At 71.8% G+C, this 24777-nt stretch carries 19 protein-coding genes; 11 read left to right on the top strand and 8 right to left on the bottom strand.

Annotated features, from left to right (window positions below; genetic code table 11):
- Window positions 1-46: 46 nt before the first annotated feature.
- The 6 genes from ACIBG7_RS34190 to ACIBG7_RS34165 form a co-directional block, all read right to left on the bottom strand.
- Window positions 47-2308: a catalase gene (locus ACIBG7_RS34190; protein WP_397338871.1), complete on the bottom strand. Its 2262-nt coding sequence runs from the start codon at window positions 2306-2308 to the stop codon at window positions 47-49.
- Window positions 2309-2326: 18 nt separating this feature from the next.
- Window positions 2327-2881: a hemerythrin domain-containing protein gene (locus ACIBG7_RS34185; RefSeq protein WP_397338870.1), complete on the bottom strand. Its 555-nt coding sequence runs from the start codon at window positions 2879-2881 to the stop codon at window positions 2327-2329.
- Window positions 2882-3015: 134 nt separating this feature from the next.
- A complete protein-coding gene (locus ACIBG7_RS34180) occupies window positions 3016-3660 on the bottom strand; it encodes a DUF3618 domain-containing protein (protein ID WP_397338869.1) in 645 nt (214 codons plus the stop codon).
- Window positions 3636-4034 carry a phage holin family protein gene (locus tag ACIBG7_RS34175; RefSeq protein WP_357925779.1) on the bottom strand — a complete coding sequence of 133 codons (399 nt, stop codon included), beginning with the start codon at window positions 4032-4034 and terminating at the stop codon, window positions 3636-3638. The genes ACIBG7_RS34180 and ACIBG7_RS34175 overlap by 25 nt, the downstream gene beginning before the upstream one ends.
- Window positions 4031-4708: a hypothetical protein gene (locus ACIBG7_RS34170; protein WP_357925776.1), complete on the bottom strand. Its 678-nt coding sequence runs from the start codon at window positions 4706-4708 to the stop codon at window positions 4031-4033. The genes ACIBG7_RS34175 and ACIBG7_RS34170 overlap by 4 nt, the downstream gene beginning before the upstream one ends.
- Before the next feature lie 198 nt (window positions 4709-4906).
- Window positions 4907-5776 carry an AraC family transcriptional regulator gene (locus ACIBG7_RS34165; protein ID WP_397338868.1) on the bottom strand — a complete coding sequence of 290 codons (870 nt, stop codon included), beginning with the start codon at window positions 5774-5776 and terminating at the stop codon, window positions 4907-4909.
- A gap of 71 nt (window positions 5777-5847) precedes the next feature.
- Here ACIBG7_RS34165 and ACIBG7_RS34160 point away from each other — a divergent pair, with 71 nt between their 5' ends.
- Window positions 5848-6567 carry a phytanoyl-CoA dioxygenase family protein gene (locus ACIBG7_RS34160; RefSeq protein WP_357925772.1) on the top strand — a complete coding sequence of 240 codons (720 nt, stop codon included), beginning with the start codon at window positions 5848-5850 and terminating at the stop codon, window positions 6565-6567.
- Here the strand turns inward: ACIBG7_RS34160 and ACIBG7_RS34155 are convergent.
- Both ACIBG7_RS34155 and ACIBG7_RS34150 read right to left on the bottom strand, forming a co-directional pair.
- On the bottom strand, window positions 6536-8596 hold the full coding sequence (locus tag ACIBG7_RS34155; protein ID WP_397338867.1) for a CehA/McbA family metallohydrolase: 2061 nt from the start codon (window positions 8594-8596) through the stop codon (window positions 6536-6538). The genes ACIBG7_RS34160 and ACIBG7_RS34155 overlap by 32 nt on opposite strands.
- A gap of 33 nt (window positions 8597-8629) precedes the next feature.
- Window positions 8630-9616 (bottom strand): phytanoyl-CoA dioxygenase family protein, encoded by a 987-nt coding sequence (locus ACIBG7_RS34150; RefSeq protein ID WP_397338866.1) that lies wholly within the window; start codon window positions 9614-9616, stop codon window positions 8630-8632.
- A gap of 301 nt (window positions 9617-9917) precedes the next feature.
- Between ACIBG7_RS34150 and ACIBG7_RS34145 the strand changes: the two genes are divergently transcribed.
- From ACIBG7_RS34145 to ACIBG7_RS34100, 10 genes are all read left to right on the top strand, one after another.
- A complete protein-coding gene (locus ACIBG7_RS34145; RefSeq protein WP_357925763.1) occupies window positions 9918-10628 on the top strand; it encodes an AraC family transcriptional regulator in 711 nt (236 codons plus the stop codon).
- Between the two features lie 261 nt (window positions 10629-10889).
- Complete coding sequence (locus ACIBG7_RS34140) at window positions 10890-14144, top strand: hypothetical protein (RefSeq protein ID WP_397338865.1); 3255 nt, start codon at window positions 10890-10892, stop codon at window positions 14142-14144.
- Window positions 14145-14176: 32 nt separating this feature from the next.
- A complete protein-coding gene (locus ACIBG7_RS34135) occupies window positions 14177-14857 on the top strand; it encodes a formylglycine-generating enzyme family protein (protein ID WP_397338864.1) in 681 nt (226 codons plus the stop codon).
- 37 nt (window positions 14858-14894) lie between these two features.
- Entirely contained in the window at window positions 14895-15599 is a 705-nt protein-coding gene (locus tag ACIBG7_RS34130) for a hypothetical protein (protein WP_397338863.1), read from the top strand.
- Complete coding sequence (locus ACIBG7_RS34125) at window positions 15596-17707, top strand: glycoside hydrolase family 36 protein (protein WP_397338862.1); 2112 nt, start codon at window positions 15596-15598, stop codon at window positions 17705-17707. The genes ACIBG7_RS34130 and ACIBG7_RS34125 overlap by 4 nt, the downstream gene beginning before the upstream one ends.
- On the top strand, window positions 17704-19902 hold the full coding sequence (locus ACIBG7_RS34120; RefSeq protein WP_397338861.1) for a family 78 glycoside hydrolase catalytic domain: 2199 nt from the start codon (window positions 17704-17706) through the stop codon (window positions 19900-19902). The genes ACIBG7_RS34125 and ACIBG7_RS34120 overlap by 4 nt, the downstream gene beginning before the upstream one ends.
- Window positions 19899-21107: a hypothetical protein gene (locus ACIBG7_RS34115; RefSeq protein WP_397338860.1), complete on the top strand. Its 1209-nt coding sequence runs from the start codon at window positions 19899-19901 to the stop codon at window positions 21105-21107. The genes ACIBG7_RS34120 and ACIBG7_RS34115 overlap by 4 nt, the downstream gene beginning before the upstream one ends.
- 320 nt (window positions 21108-21427) lie before the next feature.
- Complete coding sequence (locus ACIBG7_RS34110; protein ID WP_397338859.1) at window positions 21428-22945, top strand: ABC transporter substrate-binding protein; 1518 nt, start codon at window positions 21428-21430, stop codon at window positions 22943-22945.
- Entirely contained in the window at window positions 22915-23853 is a 939-nt protein-coding gene (locus tag ACIBG7_RS34105) for a sugar ABC transporter permease (protein ID WP_357925744.1), read from the top strand. Before ACIBG7_RS34110 ends, ACIBG7_RS34105 begins: the two co-directional genes overlap by 31 nt.
- Window positions 23837-24757, top strand: a complete 921-nt coding sequence (locus tag ACIBG7_RS34100) for a carbohydrate ABC transporter permease (RefSeq protein ID WP_397338858.1) — start codon at window positions 23837-23839, stop codon at window positions 24755-24757. The genes ACIBG7_RS34105 and ACIBG7_RS34100 overlap by 17 nt, the downstream gene beginning before the upstream one ends.
- Window positions 24758-24777: the final 20 nt, after the last annotated feature.

Below are 24777 nucleotides of genomic sequence, written 5' to 3'. Positions count from 1 at the left end.
ACCGCCCGATGGAAGACGGTTGCGCTCCGCGTCGCGATGGTCCGGCTTAGGCCAGAGCGCTCGGGAAGCGTTCCCACACGCGGTGCAGGGCCAGCAGCCCCGTCACTTCCTCCAGGACGGCGGTGGCCGAGTCGCCGAGCACCACGCCCGGCGCCCCCGCCGGAACGGCCGCCGCGGCGAACGCGTCCCCGGCCTGGCCCCAGCCGCCGAGCGGCTTGGCATGCCGGTAGGCCTCGTTGAGCAACAGCGCCACCCTCGGGTCGACCGGGCCGGGCACACCGGCCTTGGCGTCACGAGCGCCCTGGGCGTCCGCGCCCGGCGCCGGAGCACCGGCGACGAGGATCGCGTCGAACTCCACCGAACGGGCCGCCGCGAAGGTGCGCTGCACGGTGATCGGGTCGCCGTCGCCGGCCAGGGTGCCGCCGGTCGGCGCGATGATCAGCGGCACCATGCCGCCGTCGAGCACCGCCTGCCGTACGGTCCGGAGCGCGTCGAGGTCGGGGCCGGCGACGATGCCGACGATCCGTCCCGCCGTCGGCCACGCCTTGCCCACCTGGGACAGCGCCGGGCTGGGCATCGGATCGCCCTCGGGCGCGCCGCCGGGCACCGGCAGGCCGAGCCCGGCCGCGACCTCCCGGCACAGCACCGGGTCGATCCGGGCCAGCACCAGGAGCTGCCGCTCCTTGATCGCCTGCTCGTAGACCTTGCTCAGCTCGAAGGTGTACGCGGCGATGACGTGCTCCTGCTCCACCGGCGACAGGCTCAGCCAGAACAGCCGCGGCTGGCTGAAGTGGTCGTCGAAGGACGCGGGCGCCACCCGTCCGCGCGCCGCCGCCTCCACCGGCACGGGCACCTCCACGTAGCCGTCGGGCGTGTGGAAGGGGCACCCGCCGTCGAGCGAGTTGGGCCGGTACGGCGCGGCCCCGGCGTGCACGGCGGTCTGGTGCATGCCGTCGCGCAGCATGTCGTTGACCGGCGCGTGCGGCCGGTTGATCGGGAGCTGGTTGAAGTTCGGCCCGCCCAGCCGGGTGATCTGCGTGTCCAGGTAGGAGAACAGCCGCCCGGCCAGCAGCGGGTCGTCGGTCACGTCGATGCCCGGCACCAGGTGCCCGACGTGGAAGGCGACCTGCTCGGTCTCGGCGAAGTAGTTGACCGGGTTGGCGTTGAGCGTCATCAGCCCGATCGGCTGCACCGGCGCGAGCTCCTCCGGCACGATCTTCGTCGGGTCGAGCAGGTCGATGCCCTCGAAGGTCTGCTCCGGCGTGTCGGGGAAGATCTGCACCCCGAGCTCCCACTGCGGATGCGCGCCGGCCTCGATGGCGTCGGCCAGGTCGCGCCGGTGGAAGTCGGGGTCGACCCCGCCCAGGAGCTGCGCCTCCTCCCACACCAGCGAGTGCACGCCGGCCTTCGGCTTCCAGTGGAACTTCACCAGCACCGTGCCGCCGTCGGCGGCGACCAGGCGGAAGGTGTGGACGCCGAAGCCCTCCATCGTCCGGTACGAGCGCGGGATGCCGCGGTCGGACATGTTCCAGAGCGTGTGGTGGGTGGCCTCGGTGTGCAGGGACACGAAGTCCCAGAACGTGTCGTGCGCGCTCTGGGCCTGCGGGATCTCGCGATCCGGGTGCGGCTTGCCGGCGTGGATGATGTCGGGGAACTTGATCCCGTCCTGGATGAAGAACACCGGGATGTTGTTGCCGACCAGGTCGAAGATGCCCTCGTCGGTGTAGAACTTCGTCGCGAAGCCGCGGGTGTCGCGCACCGTGTCGGCCGAGCCGCGCGAGCCCAGCACCGTGGAGAAGCGCACGAACACCGGCGTCTCGGCGTCCTTGGCCAGGAAGGCCGCCTTGGTGATGGACGCGGCTGTGCCGTACGACTGGAAGACGCCGTGCGCCGCCGCGCCGCGGGCGTGCACGACCCGCTCCGGGATGCGCTCGTGGTCGAAGTGGGTGATCTTCTCGCGCAGGTGGTGGTCGCGCAGCAGCACCGGGCCACGCGGACCGGCCTTCAGCGAGTGGTCGGTGTCGGGCAGCCGCGTGCCGGTGGCGGTCGTCAGGAAGGGCCCGCCCTGGGCGCGGCTCTCGGGGGTGTCGCCCGAGGGCTGCCCGGTCGCGGTGAACGGGTCCGGTCCGCGCTGGTCCGGCTTGGGCGGCAGCGGGCCGCGCGGCTCGACCGGTTCGTCGAGGCTCGGCGGCTCGGCTCCCGGGCGTCCGGGAATCTCGGCGGCAGGTCCGTGGTCGGTCACGGCGTCGGTGAGCTTGTCGACGGCCTTGTCCACGGCCTTGGCCAGCGGGTTGGTGTCTTTGGGCATGAAAGCGTTCCCCGAGTTCTAGACGCTGAGCGCGTCGATCAGTTCGTCCTTGGTCATGGAGCTGTAGCCGTTCAGGCCCTTCTCCTTGGCCTGCTCCAGCAGTTCCGCCTTCGTACGGCCGGCCGGCTTGGGCGGAGTGGCGAGCTCCTCGGCCTTGGCCTGGCTGAACACGCGGCCCATCTTGACGAGGCGGTCGGCCGGGATGGCCTTGGCCAGGGCGGGAAGGATCTCGCTCTCCTCCTCCTCGACGTGGTGGCTGACGGCCTTCTCCAGGTCCTTCAGCACATCGAGGAACTCCGGCCGGTCGGGGTCGGAGCGCATGAGCTTGGCCAGCAGTTCCTCGGCCTCGTGGTGCTCCTCGACGCCGTGGTGGACCTCGCCGCGCTCGGACGGGTCGGCCTTGGCCAGCTCTGGGTAGACCTTCGCCTCCTCTGCGCGGGCGTGGGCGACGAACTTGGCGGCCAGCTCGGCGAGGAGCGCGGGCCGGTTCTCCGGCTGCCGCTTGAGCTTGTCGAAGAGCTGCTCGACATCGCGGTGGTCGGCCATGATGAGATCGATGACTGTCTGTGACATGTTCCCTCCAACGTGTGACAGGAGGGGACTACCCATCCTGAAGTGGCACAAGCTCGCTGTCGCTGCGTCATCTGGACGTGCGAGAGCCGGGCGAATCAGACCGCCTTCGCCCGGCTCCTGGTCCGAGTGGTCACTCAGCGTTGGTCGCGGACCGTCGACACCTGGTCCTGCGCGTGCTCCTTGGTCGCCTGGACGGCGTCGCCCGCCGCCTCCTTGACCTGCCGGCCCGCCTCCTGGGCGGTCGTCTTGACCTCCTGGCCGAGCGACTGGGCCGACTCCTTGACCGAGTCGACGACCGGTTCGATGTACTCGCCCGCCTGCTCCTTGACCTGCCGGGCGGCGCGCCGCTCGGCCCGCGTCTCGGGGATCACGGCCGCGGCCAGGGCGCCGACGCCGAAGGCGATCAGGCCCACCGCGAGCGGGTTGCCCTGCGTCTTCCGCATCGCCTGCTGCGGGGCGGCCTTGACGGCGTCCGCGGCCCGCGAGGCGCCGTCCTTGACGGCGTCGGCCGCGTGCGAGGTGGTGTCGCGCACCGCGCCGCCGGCCTCGGACAGGTTGTGCCGCACGCTGTCCGCCGTGTCGTGCAGCCGCTCGCCGGCGTGCCCGGTGGTACCCATCACGCGCTCCTTGAGGTTTCTCGTTGCGATCTTGACGCGTTCGGCCCGGCGCTGGAGGATCTGGGCCGGGCTGGTCTTGTCGGCCAGCCGGTCGACGTCTCGGGCGATCTCGGCCCGCGTCTGCTCGATCTCCTGTTTCAGCTCTTCAGATCGCGTGCCCACGCCGCGTCCTCCTTCAGCGTCTGTACGGTTTTCTCCGGCACCGGCGAGACGGTCTGGAGCTTCTTGCGGCCCGTCACGAACAGCGCCGCCGCGACCGCGCCCCACAGCAGGGTCACGATGAGCGCGGCCCAGCCGGCGTCGATGGCGGCGTCCAGCCCCCACACCAGCGCCAGGCTCGCGAACAGCGCGGTCATCCAGCCCGCGACGCCCGCCCCGCCGAGCATGCCGGCGGCCTTGCCCGCCTTGGCGGCCTCCTCGCGGATCTCTGTCTTGGCCAGCTCCACCTCCTGGCGGAACAGCTTCGACAGGTCACTGCCGAGGTCGCCGACCAGGTCGCCCAGCGAGGGCGAGGGCTGCGGACCTGGCGTGCTCATCGGACGTCACCTTCCGGATACCGGGGCGACGGGTACGGCTCGGCCGGCGCCGGCGTCGTGGTGGGGGCCGCCGGGCTGGAGTACGGCGAGGCCGTGGTCACCCCGTAGCCCGTGGTCGTGGGGGTCGTGGGGGTCGTCGTGGCGGTGCCGGGGACCACCGGGAGGGTCTCGCGCGAGTCCTGCTGGTCCTCCTGGGCGACCTTGGCGCCCGCCTTGGCGATGCGGGTGAACAGGAACCCGGCCGCGGCCGCGCAGGCCAGGAAGACGGCGGGGCGGCGGCGCGCGAAGTCCTGCACGTCGCTCACGGCGCCGCCGAGACCGCGCTCCTCCAGGTAGTCGGCCGCGCGGTGCCCGGTGCCGGCGACCTGGCTCAGCACGCCCTGGACGGGACTGTCGGGCTTGGCGCCGTCGGTCATGCCGTTCAGGTCGTCGGCCCAGTACCGAAGCTTCTCGGCGGCGCGGCGGCTCTGGGCGTCAGCCTGGTCGCGTAGCCGTCCTCGAAGCTGGCCGACCGCCTGGCCGGCCTGGGTCTTGATCTCGCCGCCGACGTTGCGGGCCTGCTGGGCCGCGGTGTGCGCGGTCTCGCTCGCGGCCTGCTTGGCACGATCGACCGTGCCGGATGTGGAGCCGGACTCGGGATATTCGGTACGGCTCGCCGAGGGAAATTCGCTCACTGGGTGCTCCTCTGCCATGCGGTGGGTGCCTGCTTCGGCTTCCCTGGAGAGCCTGCGCAAACGCGCCCGCCCCGCCGGCCGGGCCGCTGTGCCCGGCTCACGGCTCCCGGTGACCGGCCTTCGACAAGGGGTGATGGCATCGCCGACACGGGGCGGGAAAACGTCCAAGAATCATCTGGATTCGGCGGCTGCTGCGCGTCACTCCGAAGCGGTGACAGCCCGGTTCGCGGCCTGAGGGTTCCTGTACTGGCTGGGGGTGAGCCCGACCAGGGAGCGGAAACGGCGGGCGAAGTAGGTCGGGTCGCTCCAGCCGACCTCGGCGCCCACCCGGGCGACCGGCAGGTCGGTGTGGAGCAGCAGGGTGGCGGCCCGCTCGGCCCGGATCCTGGCCAGGTACGCCAGCGGCGACAGCCCCAGGTGCCGGCGGAACAGGCGCCCGAGGTAGTCGGGGTCGAGGCGGACGGCAGCGGCCAGGGCGTCCATCGTCCACGCCCTGGCGGGCTCCCGGGCCAGCAGGCCGCTGGCGGCCCGCACCGCCGGATGCCCGGGAGCCGGCGGGACGGGGTCGCGCCCGTCGGTCAGCGTCCCGAGCACGGTGAGCAGCCGCCCGAGCAGCCGGGCCTCGCCGAGCCGCTGGTACGGCTCCGCGGAAAGCCGCCGGATCTCCGAGATCGCCTCCAGCGCGGCGTCCGGATCCGTCCTGGTCACCAGGACCCCGCGAGCGCCCTCGGCGACCGGGTCCGTCCAGAGCAACCGGTGGATCGCCCCCACCTGCTCCAGCAGCGCGAACTCCGCGCGCAGGGCGGCGGCCGAGACGCAGCAGTTGGCCACGGTGAGCGCGTCGCACCCGCTGAAGCCGTGCCACGCGCCGGGCCGCAGCACGATCACGTCGCCGCGGCGGAGCTCGTGCCCTCCGTGAACGCTCAGGTGGGTGCCGCGCCCCTCGCCGATGACGGCGATCTCCACGAAGTCGTGCCCGTGCGATTCGAGCTCGCCCATCAGCGTGTGGACCCCCGCGAGCACCGGCCCGCCCCCGAACAGCTCCCGCTCGTGCAGGGTCACCGACATGTCGGAATCGTACGGCGAGCGGTCGGAATCCCCCTGGCCGCGACCATCAGCGAAACGCGACGCTGATCGACATGATCGAGGAATACCGAAAGAACGGATTCGTCCGAGTCCCCGGCCTGCTGGACCGGGACGAGGTCGAGCACTTCAGGTCGGCCGCCGAGCGGTTCCTCAAGGAACACCGCGGCCAGAGCACGATGGGGGCCGTGTTCAGCCAGCTCGTCAACGTCTGGCAGCAGGACCCGGTGATGCGCGAGCTCACCCTCCACCCGAAGCTCGCCGAGACCGCGGAACGGCTCGCCGGCATCCCGCTGCGCATCTGGCACGACCACATGCTCGTCAAGGAGCCGCACAACGAGGTGGCCACCGAGTTCCACCAGGACCAGCCCTACTGGCCGCACGCCGGCTCGCGGCACGCCCTGTCCGCCTGGATCGCCCTGGTCGACGTGCCGCCGGAGCGCGGCTGCATGACGTTCATCCCGGAGGCGCACGAGGTGACCTCGCTGCGCCCCCAGGACCTGTGGGACGAGGAGGACCTGTTCCAGCTCGCCCCCGACCTGCGGTGGAGCCGGCGGGTGACGGTGCCGCTGCGGGCGGGCGACTGCACCTTCCACCACAGCTACACCCCGCACATGGCCCTGCCGAACCGGACGGACCTCGCCCGCCTGGCGCACGTGGTCATCTTCATGGACGCGGAGACGACCTACTCCGGCACCCCCCACGTCGTCACCGATCCGCTCGGCCTGCGCAAGGGTGACCGCCTCACCGGAGACCTGTTCCCGGCGCTGAGGTAGGGGCGCCCGCGGCGTAGAAGGGGCGGGCGGCGTCGATCGTCCTGAGCAGGTCGGCCTGCTGGCGCTCGTCGTGGAAGCGGCCGTGCTTCCGCACGAAGCTCGCCAGCAGGTCCAGCCACCGGCGGCAGAAGGCCAGGTCCGGCTCCCGCCGTACCCCGGCCCCGTCGACGTCCAGCCAGGTGGCGCCGGTGTGCGACCACGCATGGTCGGCCAGCACGTCGGGATGCGCCTCGCCCGTGCAGCGGGCCGCCACCCAGGTCGCCTCCTGGACCTCCAGGTCGAGCGAGACCGCGAGCGGGCCGTCACCTTCGGCCGAGCCCAGCACGCGCCCGCCGGCCGTGACCACGTCGAGCCGGCGGGCGTGCGGGCCGTACGCGGCCGCCGACAGGTGGACGCGCCGCCCGGCCGGGCCGTCGAGCCGGCCGCCCTCGGCCTGCCCGTCCACCCGCAGCCGGACCCACGGCCCGTTCGTGACGACCACCGGGCCGCTGCGCAGGGCGCGGCTGAACGCCACCGGATCGTGGTCACCACCCGTCCACGCGTAGACCCGCCCGGAACCCGGCGGCCCGGAGAAGGCGGCGGCCCGGCTGAAGGACAGGAAGACGTCGGTGCCGGCCGTCGGCGCGAGCCGCAGCCCGCACCCCAGCAGGCGGTACCACAGTTCGGCCGGACCGGAAGGGTCGGCCGAGAACAGCAGATCGATGCTGTCGACCAGGCCCAGCGCGGCGTCCACCACCAGCTCCCGCGCCTCCACCGACCGGATCACCCAGTCGAAGAGGTGGTCCCGAGCCGACTCGGCATCCGGGGGGAACGGGCGGACCACCGGGTGGCAGTAGCCGATGGCCGCGCCGCCCGCCCGCAGCTCGGCCGCCGTCTCCGCGTTGGCCGGCCAGTCCCAGGGGTGCGAGCTGCCCTCGTGCCCGGTCGCCCAGCGAGCCGGTGCGGTGTGGCCGCCCGTGGCGTGGAAGTGCCCCAGCAGGTCGTTGCGGAACTCGATCCCGAAGGCCGTCGTGCCGTACTCGTGGCGTAGCGGCCGCCCCAGCCGGCTCTCCACGAGCGCCTGGTCGTAGATCTCGTCCCCGTGCCAGTTGCCGGCGACCAGGCCCATCAGGTCCAGGCCCTCGCCCTGCTGCATGAGGACCGCGTCGTGCGGCGAGACCACCTGGTCGCCGGAGTAGTTGGCGTGCACGTGCAGGTCCGCGCCGCTCCAGCCGCCGCCGTCGCCGTCCCACCAGCGCTGCGGTTCCAGGTGCAGCCGCGTCGTGCGGCCGGCGGGCAGGTCGGCCCGCTCCGAGACCGAGGTGTGCTCCATACCTCGCGCGGCGGTCACTCGCACCACACCGGCGGGCACCTCGAGCGTCGCCTCCCGCGCGTGGAAGAACGGCCGGTCGTGGACGTCGTACTTCACCCGGCCCCCGGCGGGCGCCCACGGCTGGCCCGCCGCATCGACGACGGTCCATCGGACGGGTACGGCGGAGGAGAGCTCCAGCACGCTGACCGGCACGCGGCGCACGGCGGGCGACAGGTCGACCCGCACCGCAGCGGCCCGCAGCGCGCCGAGTCCCGGCTTCGGCTCCACCTCCACCCGGCCGACGGATCCGGCTGCCACCGTCCACGTCCCGGCCGCTCCCGTGACGTCGACCGCGTGGGGCGTGTCGTTCACGACGACCACCAGCACGCCGCCGGGGCACCAGGTGCCGGGGCCGGAGGAGCGGTCGAGCACGTGCAGCGGCTCGCCGTACCTCACCCTTTCGGTCAGGACGTCGACGACGACCACGCCGGGAGGCAGGGCCGCGTCCCCGGCCACGAGCAGCCGGAGCGCGGCGGCGCGGTCGACGCGCCGCTCCTCCCCCATCGCGGCGAGCACCGGGCCGAGGGCCGGCACGCCCCAGCGGCGGGCCAGGTCCAGGACGTCCAGCATGACGTCGGGCGCTTCGGCTCCCCAGTCCAGCGGCGAGGCGGCCAGCAACGCGCGGTAGCGCGCGAGCGCCTCGCCGGCCTCGGGGGACAACTCGTCGTCGCAGCACATGGCAGGTCCTCTCGTGCCGATCCTCAGGCCTGATCAGCAGATCCGGCGGGCGCCGGGTTCGACGAGCGAATCGTCCCAGGGCGTGTAGGAGAGCCGCTCCGGGCGCCAGTAATACATCAGGTCCGCGTCCTCGCCGGACCAGCCTTGATAGATCTCGTCCCAGGGCCGCTCCGCGTGGTTGGTCAGCGAGCGGGCTTCGATCACGTCGTCGCTGCGCTGGTATCGGACGTCCATGGAGATGCGGATCTCGTCTCTGACCGCCGAGGGCAGCGACCGATGGACCGTGAAGCTGGGGAAGGTCACCACGTCTCCCACGGCGAAATCGCCGCCGACCCAGTCGGTCTCCTCCGCGCACAACTGGGCGCCCCAACTGGTCCAGTGCCCGTCGCCGGCGCCGGTGCCGACCGGGAGGCAGCCCTGCCGGTGGGAGCCGCGCAGGATGGCCAGCGGACCGTTCCCGAGCCGGCAGTCCCCGATGGGGAACCAGCTCGTCCAGGTCGAGCTGGTGCCCTGGACCAGCGGGAAGTCCTGGTGGGGTGGGGTCGCGCCGGTCGCCGGGTGCGAGGTCATCGCCCGCATGATGTGCCGGGGATGGACGAACACCTCGTCGGTGTCGAGCAGGATCCGGTAGACCTCCAGCAGCGACGGGTGGTGCGGGAGCCTGTGCAGCTGGGGCAACTTCTGCAGGTCGGCATAGATGTCGGCGGTGACGCCGATGTCGGCGCGCATCCGCTCGGCGGGCAGTTCGGCGAGCCGGGCAAGGTCCAGCCTGCCGCCGAGAGGACCGGCATCCGGGGCGCGCAAGCCATGCCTGGCCAGCACATCGAGGACCTTGGAGCGCAGTTCCAGAATCGGCTCGGGATCGAGCAGCCCGCGGAAGAACAGGTACCCGTCGCGCTCGGCTCGGGCCCGGAGCTCGCCGGGAACGCCGAGGAGGTCGGTGGAGTCGTCGAACGGCGCCAAATCAGCGGGGCCGGAGGCAGGGCGGTCGGCTGGGACGGAATCCCTGGGACGGGTCATGTCCGGAAGGCTAAGATCGCGGCTTCGCGCCGAACAATGCTCGAAACGCTCCGTTCATGGACGATCGGATCGATGCCCCGGGCAGTCGGCGCGATTGTCCGCCGGAGTGGTGACACAAAGCGGTGGTTCGCTGGACAATCTGCCCATGGTAAGCGCGGCGCCGTTCCCGGTCGTGAGCCAGTCGAACGTGTACCAGTTCCCGCCGGACAGGCGGCTGCGGCACGCGCGGGTGGAGTCACGCATGATCCTCATCTGCCGGAGCGGGGGCGGTCGGATCTGGGTCAACGGACACCATCACCTGGTGAGACCCGGGGCCCTCCTCATCCTGCCGTGGGGGCGCTCGATCGAGTACGCCGCGGACACGGTGGACCCCTTCCTGCTGGTCGGCACCCATCTCATTCCGGAGCACGATCCAGGGCGGCCGGTGGAGGCCGGCGTTCCGCACGACCTGGACCATCCGCTGATGGGATGCGGGTGGCGGCGCGACGGCGCGGTCCTTCCCGGCGGCTCGGTGGTGGTCTCCTCCGTCGAGGAACGCCCGCACCTGCTGGATCTCTCCCTGTACGCGGTCGAGGTGTTCCGTCGCGGCGTGCCGGACGAGCCGCTGATGCGGGCGCTCGGGACGCTGGTCGTCCGCGAGCTGTCGGAGGTGCACCGCCCGTCCGGGCCTCCGTACGGACCGCTCGTGCCCGACGACCTGCGCCGGGTGCTGCAGTACATCGACCAGGAGCTGCACCACCAGCTCACGATCGGCGAGCTGGCGAGCGTGGCGGGTTGCGGCGTCGCCACGCTCGCGCGCCGCTTCCGCGAGCACCTCGGCACCTCGCCGATGGGCTGGGTCGCCGGGCGGCGGATCGCCCAGGCGCAGGAGCTGTTACGGACGACCGGCCTGACGGTCGGCCAGGTCGCCCGCCGGTGCGGCGTCGCCGACCCGTACTACTTCTCCCGCCTGTTCCGGCGGCACGTCGGCCAGTCGCCCCAGGGCTGGCGGCGCACCCAGCACGTCCTGTGACCGACAAGCGGCATGTTGACAGGATCGTCCAGCTATCGACCTGTTTCGCCATGTCGCGCCCCGGCAACCTGCCCGAGTCTGGATGTCGAGACAGGCGGGGACGTCCCCTCCGCCTGATGGCTCGACTCCGGGAGATCCTTCGACGCCCACGCCTCCGCTGATGCCGTCCCGTCTCCCCGGGCCCTTCCGGTGATCACGGCGTGATCGATCTCCCCCAGCCGCTCACGCGGCTCACCCCCCAGCGAACGAAAGGTCGGAGCCATGGGCACCAACGGCATCGGACGGCGGCAGTTCCTCCAGCTGAGCGGCATGGGCACCGTCGCCGTGCTCGGCAGCGGCTTCTTCAGGGTCACCGCGGCCGACGCCGCCGAGTCCGCCGAGTCGGCCGCGGCCGGGCTCTGGGAGTTCGATTCGGCCCGGGGCCTGTTCGTCCAGCCGATCACCACCACCGGCACGGCGGTGGCGTGGGAGTTCAACACCGACGGCAACGCCGAAGGCTGGACGGCGGCGCAAGGGCTGGCGCCGTTCGTCGTGCGCGGCGGCACGCTCAGCACCAGCGTCACCGGCTTCGACCCCTACATGACCGCGCCGCCGTTGAACCTCAACGGCATCCGCGACCGCATTCTCCGGTTCCGGATGCGGGCGACCTCCGGCGAGAGCATCGCGGTCTACTTCGCCACCGACAAGTCCCCGACGCTCGGCGTGGACAAGCTGATCGAGATCCCGATCAAGGCCGACGGCGCCTTCCACGAGTACACGGTGGACCTCGCCGCGAAGAACGCGCTGTGGCAGCAGGGAACGGTGAAGGTCTTCCGGCTGGACCGGGAGCCGCCGGCCGCCGACGGCGCCGAGATCGAGTTCGACTACATCCGCATCGACCGGCTCGGCGCCAGGATCGCGATCGCGCCGCTCATCGTCCGGCCGGGCTCGGTCCGCCCCGGCGAGGAGCTCACCCTGGCCGTCCAGGTGTCCAACGTCGGCGGCGAGCCGTCCGTGGCCTTCCCCGCGAAGCTCACGCTGCCGAACGGGGTGAGCCTGGTCACGGGAAACGCGACACAGACGGCTCCCGTCATCCAGCCGGACGGCAAGGCGCAACTGCTGTGGACGGCCCGCCCGGCGACCGACGTGCCCGGCGTGGCCACGTTCGACCTGGAGGCGCCCGGCAGCCGGCAGCAGTTCGGCGCGATCCTGCCCGTCGTCCCCGTGGCGCCTCCGTCCGCCCACTGGTGGCCGAGCGGCGTGCACGTCTTCCAGGACCAGCAAGGGCACGTGCACCTGCAGAACAAGAACGTCCGCGCGATCGTCGTGCGCGGCTCCGGCGGCTACGCCCAGCTCCTCCTCGACGTCCGGCACGGCCAGGAGTGGCGGCGCATGGCGACCGCCCAGCCGCTGAGCTACCTCATCGGCCCCGCCGCCGACGGCGTCAAGCTGCTGCCGATCGTCCCGGACACCGCTCAGCTGGCCGCCGACCATGTCGTCCTGACCGGGCAGGTGACCGATGCCGACGGCGTGCGGTGGACCGCGCGGGTACGGCTCGCCGCCCGGCCCGTGGCCGACGACGCCGGCACAGCCGCGCGCGCCATCCAGGCCACGTACTCGATCACGCCCGACCGTCAGGCGAGGCTCCTGGCCTTCGGCGGCCCCTCGCTCACCGCGGGCGAGGGCAGTTTCGGCAAGCCCAAGCACATGGGGCTCTTCCCCGGGCTGGAATGGCTCGTCGCCGGCGAGAGATCGTCGAGCACCCTCGATGTGTGGCCGCCGGACAGCCTCCGGACGACACCGCATCCGCTGAGGGTCACCGTCCCGGTGATGGCGATCTCCGCGGGCGGTTCGACCGTCTCGCTCGCCTGGGACACGAACCAGCAGTGGGACGGCCAGAACCGATACCCCAGCGCGCGGTTCGCCTCGCCCAACTGGCTCGCCGGGCAGGCCAACCATCTGCTGTCGCTGTTCGTCCCGGCCGTGCCCGACCAAGTCGCGGAGAACGCGCCCTGGGCGACGACACCCTACAGCGCGGCGGCCGGCCGGCCGCTCTCCGTCACCGCCGATTTCGTCGTCAACCCCACCGCCGACGTCCTCACCGCCGTCGAGGACTGGTACTCGCTGCACGGCGTCCCCGAACCCGCGACGATGCCGTTCACCTGGACGGACGAGCTGGCGCTCGTCCGGCACGCCTACCTCGACTCCTACTGGGACCCGGCGGTCAAGGGGTGGGCGGCGTGGTCAGGGCAGCAGGCGATGCAGTACGTGCCGTACGCGGTGAACCTGCACCTCGCCGGGCTCCTGACCGGTGACTCCGCCGCGCTCACCCGGGTGCACGAATTCGTGGTCAGCGTCCTCACCAACAACGGCCCGAGCGCGCTGGGGAACATGGACGGCACCTACAGCGGCTGGTTCCACGCGCCGTTCTACCTCGGCCATCTCGAGGGCGCCATCGCCGAGTTCGAGAAGAACAGGGACGCGAGGATCAACTCGCAGTTGCCGTCCGGCGGCTGGGCCTTCAACCCCAAGGACAAGGAAGACGAGATCCTGGGCGTGCCCGGCACCGAGATCATGGGCGTCTCGACCGTCCACGCGCACGGCCTCCTGCGCTACGCCCGGCTCACCGGCGACCCCGTCGCCCATCAGGCGGGCATGCGCGCGCTCGCCTTCATCGAGCAGTTCGACGTGCCACGCGCCGTGGGCGTCTGGGAGATGCCGATCCACACCCCCACGCTGCTCGGCTCCTCGTACGGCATCGCCGCCTACACCGAGGCGTACCGGCTCACCGGGGACACCCGGCACCTGGACCGGGCGATCTACTGGGCGCGGACCGGGCTGCCGTTCCTGTACGCGTGGTCGGCGCCTGACCGGCCGTACATGCCGTACGCCTCCATCTCCGACTACGGCGCGACGATGTTCACCATCCCGTGGTTCGGCCGGCCGGTGCAGTGGGTGGGCCTGGTCTACGCCTACTTCCTGCTCAGCCTCCTCGACGCCGTCGCCGACCCGTCCTGCACCAAGCCGTTCCACCTGCCCGCCGACATCGGAGGGTTCCCGTGGCGCCGGATAGCCGAAGCCATCGTGATCAGCGCGCTGCACCAGCAGCGGACGACCGAGCCCTACAAGGGCGGCTACCCCGACAGCTGGCTGCTGGTCCCGAACACGCCGGTGAAGGACTTCGACCTCAACCCCGACGACATCCTCAAGCCCGTCGTCATGCTTCTCGGCCACCCCGTCGACGTGCAGACCGCGCTGATCCACCCGAACACCCGGATCTCCACCGCCGCCGACGTGCTGAGCGCCGAGCGCACCTCGTCCAGGCTGACCGCCCGGCTGGGGTTCTTCGCGGGGCACGCGTCGCAACTGCTGGTCACCGGCCTTCCCAGCCCGCGTGCCGTCCAGGTCGACGGCCGCACTCTCCCGCCGGTCACCGATCTCGACGCCGCCCCGGAGGGGTGGAAGCACGGCGCGAACGGCACCACGTTCGTCAAGCTGCGCCACGCCCAGCAGTCCACGCTGACCATCGACTTCTAGAACCCCGGCTTCGCCGTACGAGAAGGAGCACTGTGCCGAGCAAGTTGGAGCTGGACCTGGTCCGCATCCCGCCGGGAACCGCGCGGACCGGGACCCTGAGCACGCAGGTCGACGAGTTCGCCGAGCGTTTCGGCCTGCACCCGTCCTGGTTCGACGGCGAGGTGCCCGGCGCCCGGGTCGAGCTGCCCGGGTACGACATCGGCCGCACGCCCGTCACCAACGAGCAGTGGGCCTGCTTCGTCGCCGACGGCGGCGGCGAGGCGCCCGGCTGGTGGCAAGGCTCGGCCCCGCCGCCGGACCTGGCCGATCACCCCGTCACGCACGTCAGCCTGCACGACGCCCACGCCTTCGCCGCGTGGGCCGGGGTGCGGCTGCCGTCGGCGGCGGAGTGGGAGCGCGCGGCGCGGGGCGACGACCGCCGCCTCTTCCCGTGGGGTGACGAGTTCGCGCCGTCGTCGGCCCACTACGGCGCGCTCGGCACCGCTCCGGCCGGATCGCGGCCGGCCGGGGCCAGCCCGTTCGGCGTCCTGGACCTGTCGGGCAACGTCGCCGAGTGGACCGCCGACCAGCCCGACCCCGCGACCGCGATCGTCAAGGGCGGTAGCTGGCTGACGACGGCCCCGGTCAACCTGCGGGTGGCGGCGGTCGGGCAGTCGGGCTGGGCGCTGAACCGCACGGACTACATCGGCTTCCGCGTCGCGCGAAGCAGCTGAGGAAGAGATGATGAAGCTCGAGCCCATCGCAGGAACCATGAGCGCCTGGCTGAGCGAGGTGCCCGCCTTTCCCGGCGCCCGCTTCTCCCTCGCCTTCCCGGAAGCCATCGGCGACGCCGCGGCCGCCGTCTGGTACACCACGCTCGTGCCGGAGTGGGAGCAGCCGGACGCCCGCCTCTGGCAGGCGACCGGACGCCGGCCCGGCGAGCTGGCCTACCGGATGACGGTCGACCTGTCCGGCGACGACGCCGTCGTGGTCTCCTACACCCTGACGAACGAGAGCGACCGCCCCTGGCGGCACGCCCTGGCCTTCAACTGCCTGGCCTGCGGCGACGCCTGGGACGTCCGGGACCACGACTGCGAGAGGCACTGGACCGGCATCGCCGGCGAGCCCGTGCCCCTGCTCTCCGTGCCCCGCCGGCACAGCACCCGCCCCGCCGTACAGCTCTACTCGACCACCGGCGCGCCACCGGCGACGGACCTGCCGTTCGTCGCCGGCTTCCGCGCCACACCCGACGTCGTCCTCGACCCGTGGCTGGCGGTGCAGAGCCGCGACGGCACCCGCACCGTCGCCACCGTCGGCCGTCCGGCGGCGTTCCTGTTCCACAACAGGGAGTACTCCTGCATCCACGCCGCCAGCGCCTTCGGTCCCATCGCCCCGGGAGAGTCCGCCACGGCGGGCAACGACCTGTTCTTCCTGGACGCTCCGCTGGCCGCCGCGCTGAAGGAGCGCCGGTGGTGAGCCGCCCCGAGCTCGACACCGACGGGTCGCTGCTCCTGCTCAGCACCGCCGGCGTGGTGCACGCGGTCGACATCGCCGGTACGGCACGCCAGGCCGGGTTCGCCCCGAGCCACCGGCTCGACCTGACCGGCCCTCTCGGCGCCGAGGTCGAGCTGCATCTGGCCGGGGACGACCGCCCGCTCCCCCAGCACGGCACCCGGTGGACGGGCTGCGGCAGCACGTGGAGCACCACCGTCCAGAGCCATCGGGCCGAACGGCTGCCGGACGGCGGCCTGCACGTCGTCATCAGCTCGACGGGCGCACGAGGCCTCCAGATGGACCTGCACTTCGTGGCCAGGCCCGATTCGTCCTGCCTGACCCGCTGGACCGGCGTCCGGGCCGCCGAGGGACCGCTGACCGTCGAGCACGTCAGCAGCGGCCTGCTGCGCGGCCTGGCCGCGCACGGCGACTTCGACGCCCTGTGGCTGCACACCTACGACGGTGGCTGGTGCTGGGAAGGCGCCCTGCGGTCGCGGCCGGTAACCGACGCCGGGCTGTACCCGGTGTCCTGCATCAACGCCTGGTCGGTGGAGACGACCGGTTCGTGGTCGTCGAAGCACCTCCTGCCGTTCTACGTGCTCGAGGACCGCGCGACGGGCATCTCGTACGGCATGCAGGTCGACTCCTCCGCGAGCTGGCGCATGGAGGTCGGCGCCGAGTCCGGCACGGTCTACACGCAGGCCGGCGGGCCCAACCACGCGGGTGGGCACTGGCGGCACGTGCTGGGCGCGGGCGAGCGGCTGGAGACGGTGCCGGTCGTGGTCGGCGTGGTGGAGGGCGACCGCGCGGAGGTGGTCGACGCCTTCCACCGGCACCGCCGGCTGCACCAGGCGCCTCGGGAGCCGCGGCGCGGCGTCGTCTACAACGAGTACCACGCGACGATGAACACGCTCGACGCCTCGACCGTCGCGGCACAGGCCGCCGCGCTGGCGGGCACCGGCGTCGAGACGTTCGTCCTGGACGCCGGCTGGTACTCGCCGCAGACGCCCGAGGGGGAGGTGGCCACCTGGTGGACCCTGGCGGGTGACTGGACGCACGACGAGAGCCGTTTCCCCGAGGGCATGAAAGCCCTGGCCGGGGAGCTGAGGGACGGCGGGCTGGTGCCGGGCATCTGGCTCGAGCCCGAGGTCGCCGGGCTCGGCTCGCACCTGGTGGACGAGCACCCGGACTGGCTGCTGCAGCGCGACGGGCGGCCGCTGCTGGACGCCGGCCGCGCGTTCCTCGATCTGCGGCTGCCCGTGGTCCGTGAGCACCTGGCCGGCGTGCTGGACGGGCTCGTCGGCGATGGCTACGCCTACTTCAAGTTCGACTACAACACCGAGGTCGTCCCGGGACCGGACGCGCCGCCGCACGGGCCGGGGCAGGGCGCGCTCGCGCTCGCCGCCGGCTGGCAGGAGGTGCTCGACGGGCTGCGCGCCCGGCACCCGCACGTCGTGCTGGAGAACTGCGCGAGCGGCGGCGGGCGAACCGACTACGGCCTGCTGTCGCGCACCCATCTGGGCAGCGTCAGCGACCACGGCCACTGGCCCGGTGGCTGGCGCAGCTTCCCCAACGTGCTGCGGGCGGTGCTCGACGTGCTGCACCCGGCGCAGGCGGTCAGCTGGGCCGTTCTCGAGCCGGAGCTGAGCCTCGCCGAGACGAGATACCGCCTGGTCACCGGGCTGCTCGGGCGGATGACCCTGAGCGGGCCGGTGGACCGCCTCGACGAGTCCCGGCGGGCGCTGATGGCCGAGGCGGTGGCCTTCGCGAACGCCTCGGCCGACCTGCTCGCGGGGTCCTCGGTGCGCCGGCACGGGCAGGAGCAGCCGCTGCACCGCACCGAGGCGGTGACGGCTCTGGAGGTCTTCTCCGAGGCCGGCTGCCTGCTCGGCGTGTGGCGGCAGGACTGCGAGGACGACCGGCTGCGGGTGCGGCTGCACGGGCTACGCGACGGGGAGCGCTACCGCGTGCGGAGCTTTCCCGCGGGAGCCGTACCGGAGGAGCTGGTGGGCGGGACGGAGCTCACGATCCACCTGCCCGACCGGTTCGACGCCGTCGCCGTCGCCGTACGACCCGAGGGGACCTCATGACACATCTCTGGACGGACGGCACGGCTTCCGGGGTGGAGGTCGACGCCCATGTGGGCGTCCGCGCGGTGGCCGACCTGCCGGAGGCGCGCCGCCTCGTCGTGCGCTTCTCCGCCTCGTGGTGGGCGGTGCTGTACGTGGACGGGACACCCGTCGCCGAAGGCCCGCCGCGCGCCCCCGCCGGCCGCCCGGAACACGTGGAGGTCCCGCTCGACCTGGCCTCCGGCCCGCACGTGCTGGCCTTCCACGTCGTGCACCCGGGCGTGCCGACCGAACAGGCGGCGGTCGTGCCGCCGCACCTGTGGGTCGAGGTGGACGGGAGCCCCGGCCTCGACTGGCGGGCAACGCGGTTGCCCGGCTACCGGTCGAGGGTCCGCCGCCTCAACGACAACCTCGGTTTCGTCGAGTGGTGCGACATGCGAGAGCTGCCCGCGTGGACAGGCCCCGACCTCGCGGCCGACGCCTGGGCTCCCGCGGTGCCGGTGCCCGGCCTGCCCACCCCCCTACCCGACACCGGCCCGCCGGTGTCCTGGACGCCCCTCACCGCCGGCCGCGCGGCGGAGGGGGACCTGGTCGAGCGCCTGCTGCTCTTCGAGGACGACCCCGCCGCCGCGCTGTTCGCCCGGCAACTGGCGCCGGACGGGCAGGTGCCCGCGCAGGGCGTGTGGGCGCGCTTCGACCTCGGTCGCGTCCGGCTCGGCCGGCCCAGCGTCGAGATCAGCGCGCCCGCGGGCGCAGCCGTCGACCTCGTCTACTGCGAGGACCTCGTCGACGGCCGGGTCACGCCGTGGATCTCGATGAGCAACGGCCTGTCGGCCAACCTCGACCACTACGTCGCCGCGGGCGGTCAGCAGCGGCTGGGACCGGTCTCTCCGCGCGCCGGGCGCTGGGTCGAGGTGCACGTGCTGGACTCGCGGGCCCGCATCGGCGAACTGCGCTGGGACGAGCGCGGCAGCGTCCCGGCCGAGCCGGTCGGCGGCCTGGTGACCGGGTCACCCAGGCTCGACCGCATCTGGCAGGTCGGCGTCGACACGCTGCGGGCCTGCTCGGAGGACGCGCTCGTCGACTGCCCGGTCCGCGAGCGCGGCCAGTGGCTCGGCGACGCCGTGGTCGGGATGGAGATCGCCGCCGTCTCGCACGGGGATCTGCGGATCATCGCGCGCTCGCTGCGGACCGCGGCGGCCTGCGCCGACGACGACGGGTTCGTGGCCGGTCAGGGTCCCGGCTCCCCGCGGCACCTCGCGTCGTACTCCGCGCTGTGGCCAGGGGCCGTCCTGCGGCACGCCGCGCTCACCGGCAGCGACGAACTGCTCGGCGAGCTGGCGCCCGCCGCGGCGCGCAACGCCGCGGCCTTCCGCGTCCGCCTCGGCGCGACCGGTGTCGAGGGGCCCCTCCCCTGGCCGTTCGTGGACTGGGGCGCGGCCGACGACGGCCTGTCGATCTCGCTGCTGGCCCTCGACGGCCTGGACGCCTCGGCCCGCTGGCTGCGCGAGGTGAAGCACGGTGACGCCGCGGCCGCCGGCGACGCCGCCGCAGCGCTGCGCGAGACGCTGGCCCGGCGCACGTCCGCCGAGCCGCTCGGCTACCACGCCGCGGCGCTGGCGCTGCGAACCGGCGTGCTGCCGGCGAGCGCCGAGCCGGCAGCCGTCCAGATGGTGCTCGGCCACCTCGACTCCTGCTTCCCCCTCGACCCCGCCGGACCACGGCTGTCCAGCCACCTCGCCACGGGCACGCGCTTCGCCACGCCGTACTTCCTGCACTTCTCGCTCGTGGAGCTGGCCCGGCGCGGCCGGGCGCACGAGGTGCTCACCCGGATCGAGCGGTTGTACGGCTGGCTGCTCGACCAGGGGGCCACGACGTGGTGGGAGAACTTCGACCCTCGGTGGAGCCGGTGCCACCAGTGGTCCGGCACCCCGACCTGGCTGCTGTCGCGGATGCTGCTCGGGCTCTGGGTGGAGCCGGACGGCGGGCTGCGCCTGGACCTGCTCACCGGCGAACGAACCGGGGCATCCGGCCGGCTCCCGCTGCCTGGCGGAGGCACGGTCGAGGTTCGGTGGCGACGGCAGGACCAGGCGCTGCACTGGTCGGCCCGCCCCACCGCGCGCCTGCGGCTGCGCCACGGCGGCCTCGTGCACACGGTGGAGCCCGGCGCGCGACTGGACCTGGTCCTGCCGGCAGGCGTGGGCGGGGCACGATGATCAATGAAGCCGCACCGACTTACGCCGACTACCTGAGCGGCTGCGCCATCACCTCTGAGGACCTGTCCCGGTCGCTGGAGGGTCGCTCGCGCTGGGCGCTCGATCCCCATCTGGGTTTCGTCGAGCGTGACTACGTGATTCCCGGTGGCGGGGCGGAGTTCCCCGGCGTCTGGCTGCCCGGCGGGATCGACGGCAGCGCCGTCTTCGTCCAGGTGCGGGACGATGGGGCGCGGCGTTCGTTCGTGCACGCCGACGGCGTGGCGCGGATCAGCACCTACGGCGACAGCTTCACCCACGGCGATCAGGTGAACGACGGCGAGTGCTGGCAGGAGTACCTGGCCGGGCACCTCCGGGAGCCGATACGGAACTTCGGCGTCGGCGGCGGCAGCGTCTACCAGACCTATCGCCGCATGGTCCTGGAGGAGAGCAAGAACCCTTCCGAGCTGGTGATCTTCTACATCTGGGGAGACGACTCGACCCGGAGCCTGCTCGGCAGGTCGATGCCGCTGATCCGGCACTTGCCGCAGGCCAAGGGTGTCCTCACGTTGTCGGCGCCGAGTATCGCGATCGACCTCGACAGCGGCGCCATGATCGAACGAGACAACCCCTTCCCCACCGTCGAGTCGCTGGAGCGCCTGACAGACGCACAGTGGATCCACGACGCCTACCGCGACGAACTCGCCCTGCAACTCTTCCTCCACCATCGCGGCAGGGTCAGCGACGTGGACGAGGCCAAGGTCGCCCGGCTGGCCGAGCTGCTCGGGTTTCCTCCGAGCGTGTCCCTGCCCGAGACAGGCGACCTGCTGGACCGCTACGCGCAGCGGGCCAGCGTCCACATCCTGGAGAAGGTCACGGCCTGGGCCGCGCGTCATGGACGGAAGGTGCTGGTGGCGCTGTCCGATCCGGTGCGTTCGGTCCGGCAGGTGCATCGCCAGGAGCGTCGCCATGACCAGGACGTCGTGGACCATCTCCGGCGGGAGGACCTCGCGTACTTCGACATGAACGAGGTGCACCTGCGGGGCCACCGGAAGTACCGGCTCGGCTTCGACGAATACCTGAGCCAGTTCTTCGTCGACGGCGCGGGACATTACAACCCGCTGGGCAACCATCTCTTCGCCTATGCCATCAAGGACCGGGTGGTGTCCCTGCTCGACCCCAAGCCGGCGCCGTATCTCCACCCGGCCGAAATGACCGGTCACTTCTAAAACCGTATCCAGGTGAACGATCCGATCGTCCATCAACGGAGCGCTTTCCACATTGTGAACGACCAGGCGAGATCCTAGCCTGTCGGCATGACCCCAACCAGGGATTCGGTTCCAGCGAAACCCCAAGCCGCTGATCTGGCACCGTTCGGCGCACCCGCCGGCCTCCGCCGAAACCCTGGCGAGCTCCGACCGGTGTCCGGTCTCCCGCGGCCTGCCCGGTGCGGAGCCGATCGTGCAGCTTGCCCCTTGGGCCAATCCAGAGTGCTCGTCGACACCATGGCCGGACCACAACGGCCGTGGACCCAGCGGAAGGTATCTCCATGCTCCGATTCAGCATGATCGAAAGCACCCGCCGTGGATTATCACGGCCGCGGAGCTCGACCGCGTTACGGCTGGCCGCCGGCGCCACGGCCGTGGCGGTCGGCCTGGCCGCCTGCGGTGGCGGCGGAGCCGACCCGTCGGCGGACAAGACCCTCACCATCACGCTGGAGGGCCCGAATCAGTGGAACGAGAGCGGTTCGTCCTTCGGTAAGCCGTGGGAGGACCTGATCGCGGCCTTCCAGAAGGCGGAGCCGACCATCAAGGTCAAGACCGTCGTCCTGCCGCTGAGCAGCTTCTCGCAGACGATCTCCACACACCTCGCCTCCGGCACCGCGCCGGAACTGGTGTTCCAGCAGGTGCCCCACCAGCCGCACATGGTGCACCCGCTCGACGAGCACCTCGCGAAGCCCAATCCCTACATCAAGTCCGGGCCGGGCAGCGAGAAGTGGATCGACGTCTTCCGGCAGCGCTACTACGTCCAGGGCAATCCGAAGATCCGCAACGCCGAGGGCAAGGTCGAGCTCGTGCCCTTCAACCTGGTCGGGATCGGGTTGTTCTACAACAAGGAGGCGTTCGCCAAGGCCGGGCTGACGGCGCCGTTCAAGACCTTCGGAGATCTCCTCCAGGGCTGCGCCAGGCTCAAGGCCGCGGGCTACACGCCGCTCGCGATGGACCGGTCCGACATCGGGCCCGAGTGGACGATCCGCGCGATCAGCGGGATGTTGCTGGACAAGCACGTCGACCGGCTCAACACCTACACCTTCGACGGCAAGCCGGGAAAGGCGACGTCGGCCACCGGCGCGCCGGCCGTCGCCGACAAGGCGATGGCGAAAGCCGTACTCTCCGGCGAACTCACGACGAAGACCCCCGAGGTCGCCGCGACGCTGGAGCTCCTCAAGAAGATGTGGGACGCGTGCGTCGACAAGAACTGGTCGGGCAACACCGAGGGGCTCAACGGCGCCGTCGTCGGGCTGCGTGACTTCGCCACCGCCAAGGCCGCCATGGCGTGGGGCGTCAACTTCGGCGTCAGCGCCCTGCAGGACGCGAAGTTCGACGTCGCCAGCATGCCGTTCCCGCAGATCACCGCGGAGTCGACCCCGCTGGCCAGCGGCGCCGCGCCGCGGTTCGGAGCCAGCATCGGCGGCACCAGCTACATGATCCCGTCGACGGTCAAGGGCGAGAAGCTCGCCGCGACGCTGAAGTTCCTGCAGTTCATCAGCACGCCGGAGCACATCGACCCCTGGTTGAAGGCGACCGGCGGCATCTCCGCGGTCGAGGGCGCGACCGGAGCCGAGGAGACGAACGCGTTCGCCGAGGGGACGTGGGGCGACTCGGTTCCCCTGGAGTTCCCTGCCGGGCCGACGAGCGTGACCAAGCTCAGCCTGGTCGAGGGATGGCTGCTGGGCACGAAGTCGCTGGAGGAGCAGCAACGCTACCTCCAGGACCTGTGGGTCAAGGGCGCCCGCCAGATCGTCAAGGACAGGAAGTGGAACGACGAGCCCTGGGCGAAGGCATGACCGACGCCGGGACGAGGTCGCGCAGGCGCTTTCCCTGGTACGCCTATCTGGCCCTCCTGCCGCTCTTCGCGACGCTGGCGGTGTTCGCGTATTACCCGGCCGCGAGCGGGATCTGGCACTCGTTCTACGAGTGGCGGCCGGGCTTCGACTCGCCCTTCGTCGGGCTGGACAACTACGCGACGATGCTCGCCGACGACCTGTGGTGGGACTCCTTCCGCAACCTCGGTGTCATCTTCGTCTTCGGCATCACGGTGTCGTGGGCGATCCCGCTGCTCGCGGCCGAGCTCATCATCACCCTGAAGAGCAGGCGGGCGCAGTTCTTCTTCCGCACGGTCCTGATCGCGCCGATGGCCTTCCCCGGGGTCGTCACCGTCCTGCTCTGGGCGGCCATGTACGAACCCGGCGACGGCGTCATCAACCGCGTCCTGAGATCCGTCGGCCTCGACGCGCTGGCCCAGAACTGGGTGGGCGATCCGCAGTTCGCCCTGTTGTCGCTGCTGCTCATCGGGTTCCCGTTCGTCGCCGGGCTTCCGTTCCTGGTGTTCCTCACCACCCTGCAGAACGTCCCGGCCGAAGTCTTCGAGGCGGCCGCGCTCGACGGGTGCGGCCGGCTGCGACGGCTCGTCTCGATCGACCTTCCGCTCATGATGAGCCAGGTCAAGCTGCTGGTCTTCCTGGCGACGATCAACGTCCTGCAGTACGGCTTCGCCGCCCACCTGCTCACCGGAGGCGGTCCCGACAACGCGACCCAGGTGCCGGTGCTCCGGATGCTCGCCGTGGCGTTCCAGGCCAACGACTGGGGCTACGCCGCGACGCTGTCGACCACGCTGTTCGTCCTGACGATCATCCTGAGCGTCGTCATCGCGTTCGTACGAAGGGAGGACCGGGCCAATGTCCGTCGACTCTGAGGTCGAACCCCGCCCCCGCTCCACGCCGGACCAGGGCGGGGCGGGGCGAGCCGCGACACGGCCGGCCGCGCCCCGGAGTCGCCGGCGCGGCAACCAGTTCGGGATCAAGGCTGTGCTCAGCCTCATCGCGTTCGTCGGGCTCTTCCCGTTCCTGTTCATGCTCATGGCGTCGCTGAAGTCCAACCAGCAGTACTACGAGTCGTGGTGGCTGCCCAGCGCGCCGTTCCACTTCGAGAACTACGCCCGCGCCTGGGCGCAGATCCAGCCGTACTTCGTCACCTCGCTGATCGTCGCCGCCGGCTCCATCGTCGGAGCGCTGGCGCTGTGCACGGTGGCGGCGTTCGTCTTCGCCCGCTACGAGTTCGTGGGGCGGAAGGTGCTGTTCGGGCTGATCGTGGCGCTGCTCATGGTGCCGGGGATCTCCAGCCTGATCCCGATGTTCGTCCTCATGCGCGACCTGGACCTGCTCAACACCCGGGCCGTCCTCGTCATCCCGCACATCGTCGGCGGCGCGGTGCTCGGGACGCTGCTGATGAAGACGTTCGTCGAGCAGTTGCCGCAGGAGCTCTTCGACGCCGCGCGGGTCGACGGCGCCAGCGGGCCGCGCATGTTCGTCTCCATCATGGTCCCGTTGTCGCTCCCCATCGTGGGGACGATCGCGCTGGTGACCGTGATCGGCGTGTGGAACGACTTCTTCTGGCCGCTGCTCACCGTCACGGAGAACGAGCTGCGCACCGTGTCGGCGGGTCTGCAGTTCTTCCAGACCCAGAACGCGACCGAATACGGCCCGCTGTTCGCCGGGTACGCCATCGCGAGCATCCCATTGCTGCTGCTCTTCGTGTTCCTGTCCAAGCATTTCCTCGCCGGGGTGCAGGGCGGCCTTTCCAACGGCGCCGGCAAGTAGACCCGGCCGTGAAGGAGACC

The sequence above is a fragment of the Nonomuraea sp. NPDC050328 genome (assembly GCF_044459405.1).
Classification (GTDB): domain Bacteria; phylum Actinomycetota; class Actinomycetes; order Streptosporangiales; family Streptosporangiaceae; genus Nonomuraea.
Note: the sequence above shows the minus strand (reverse complement) of the source record. Positions and strands in the feature narration are given on the sequence as shown.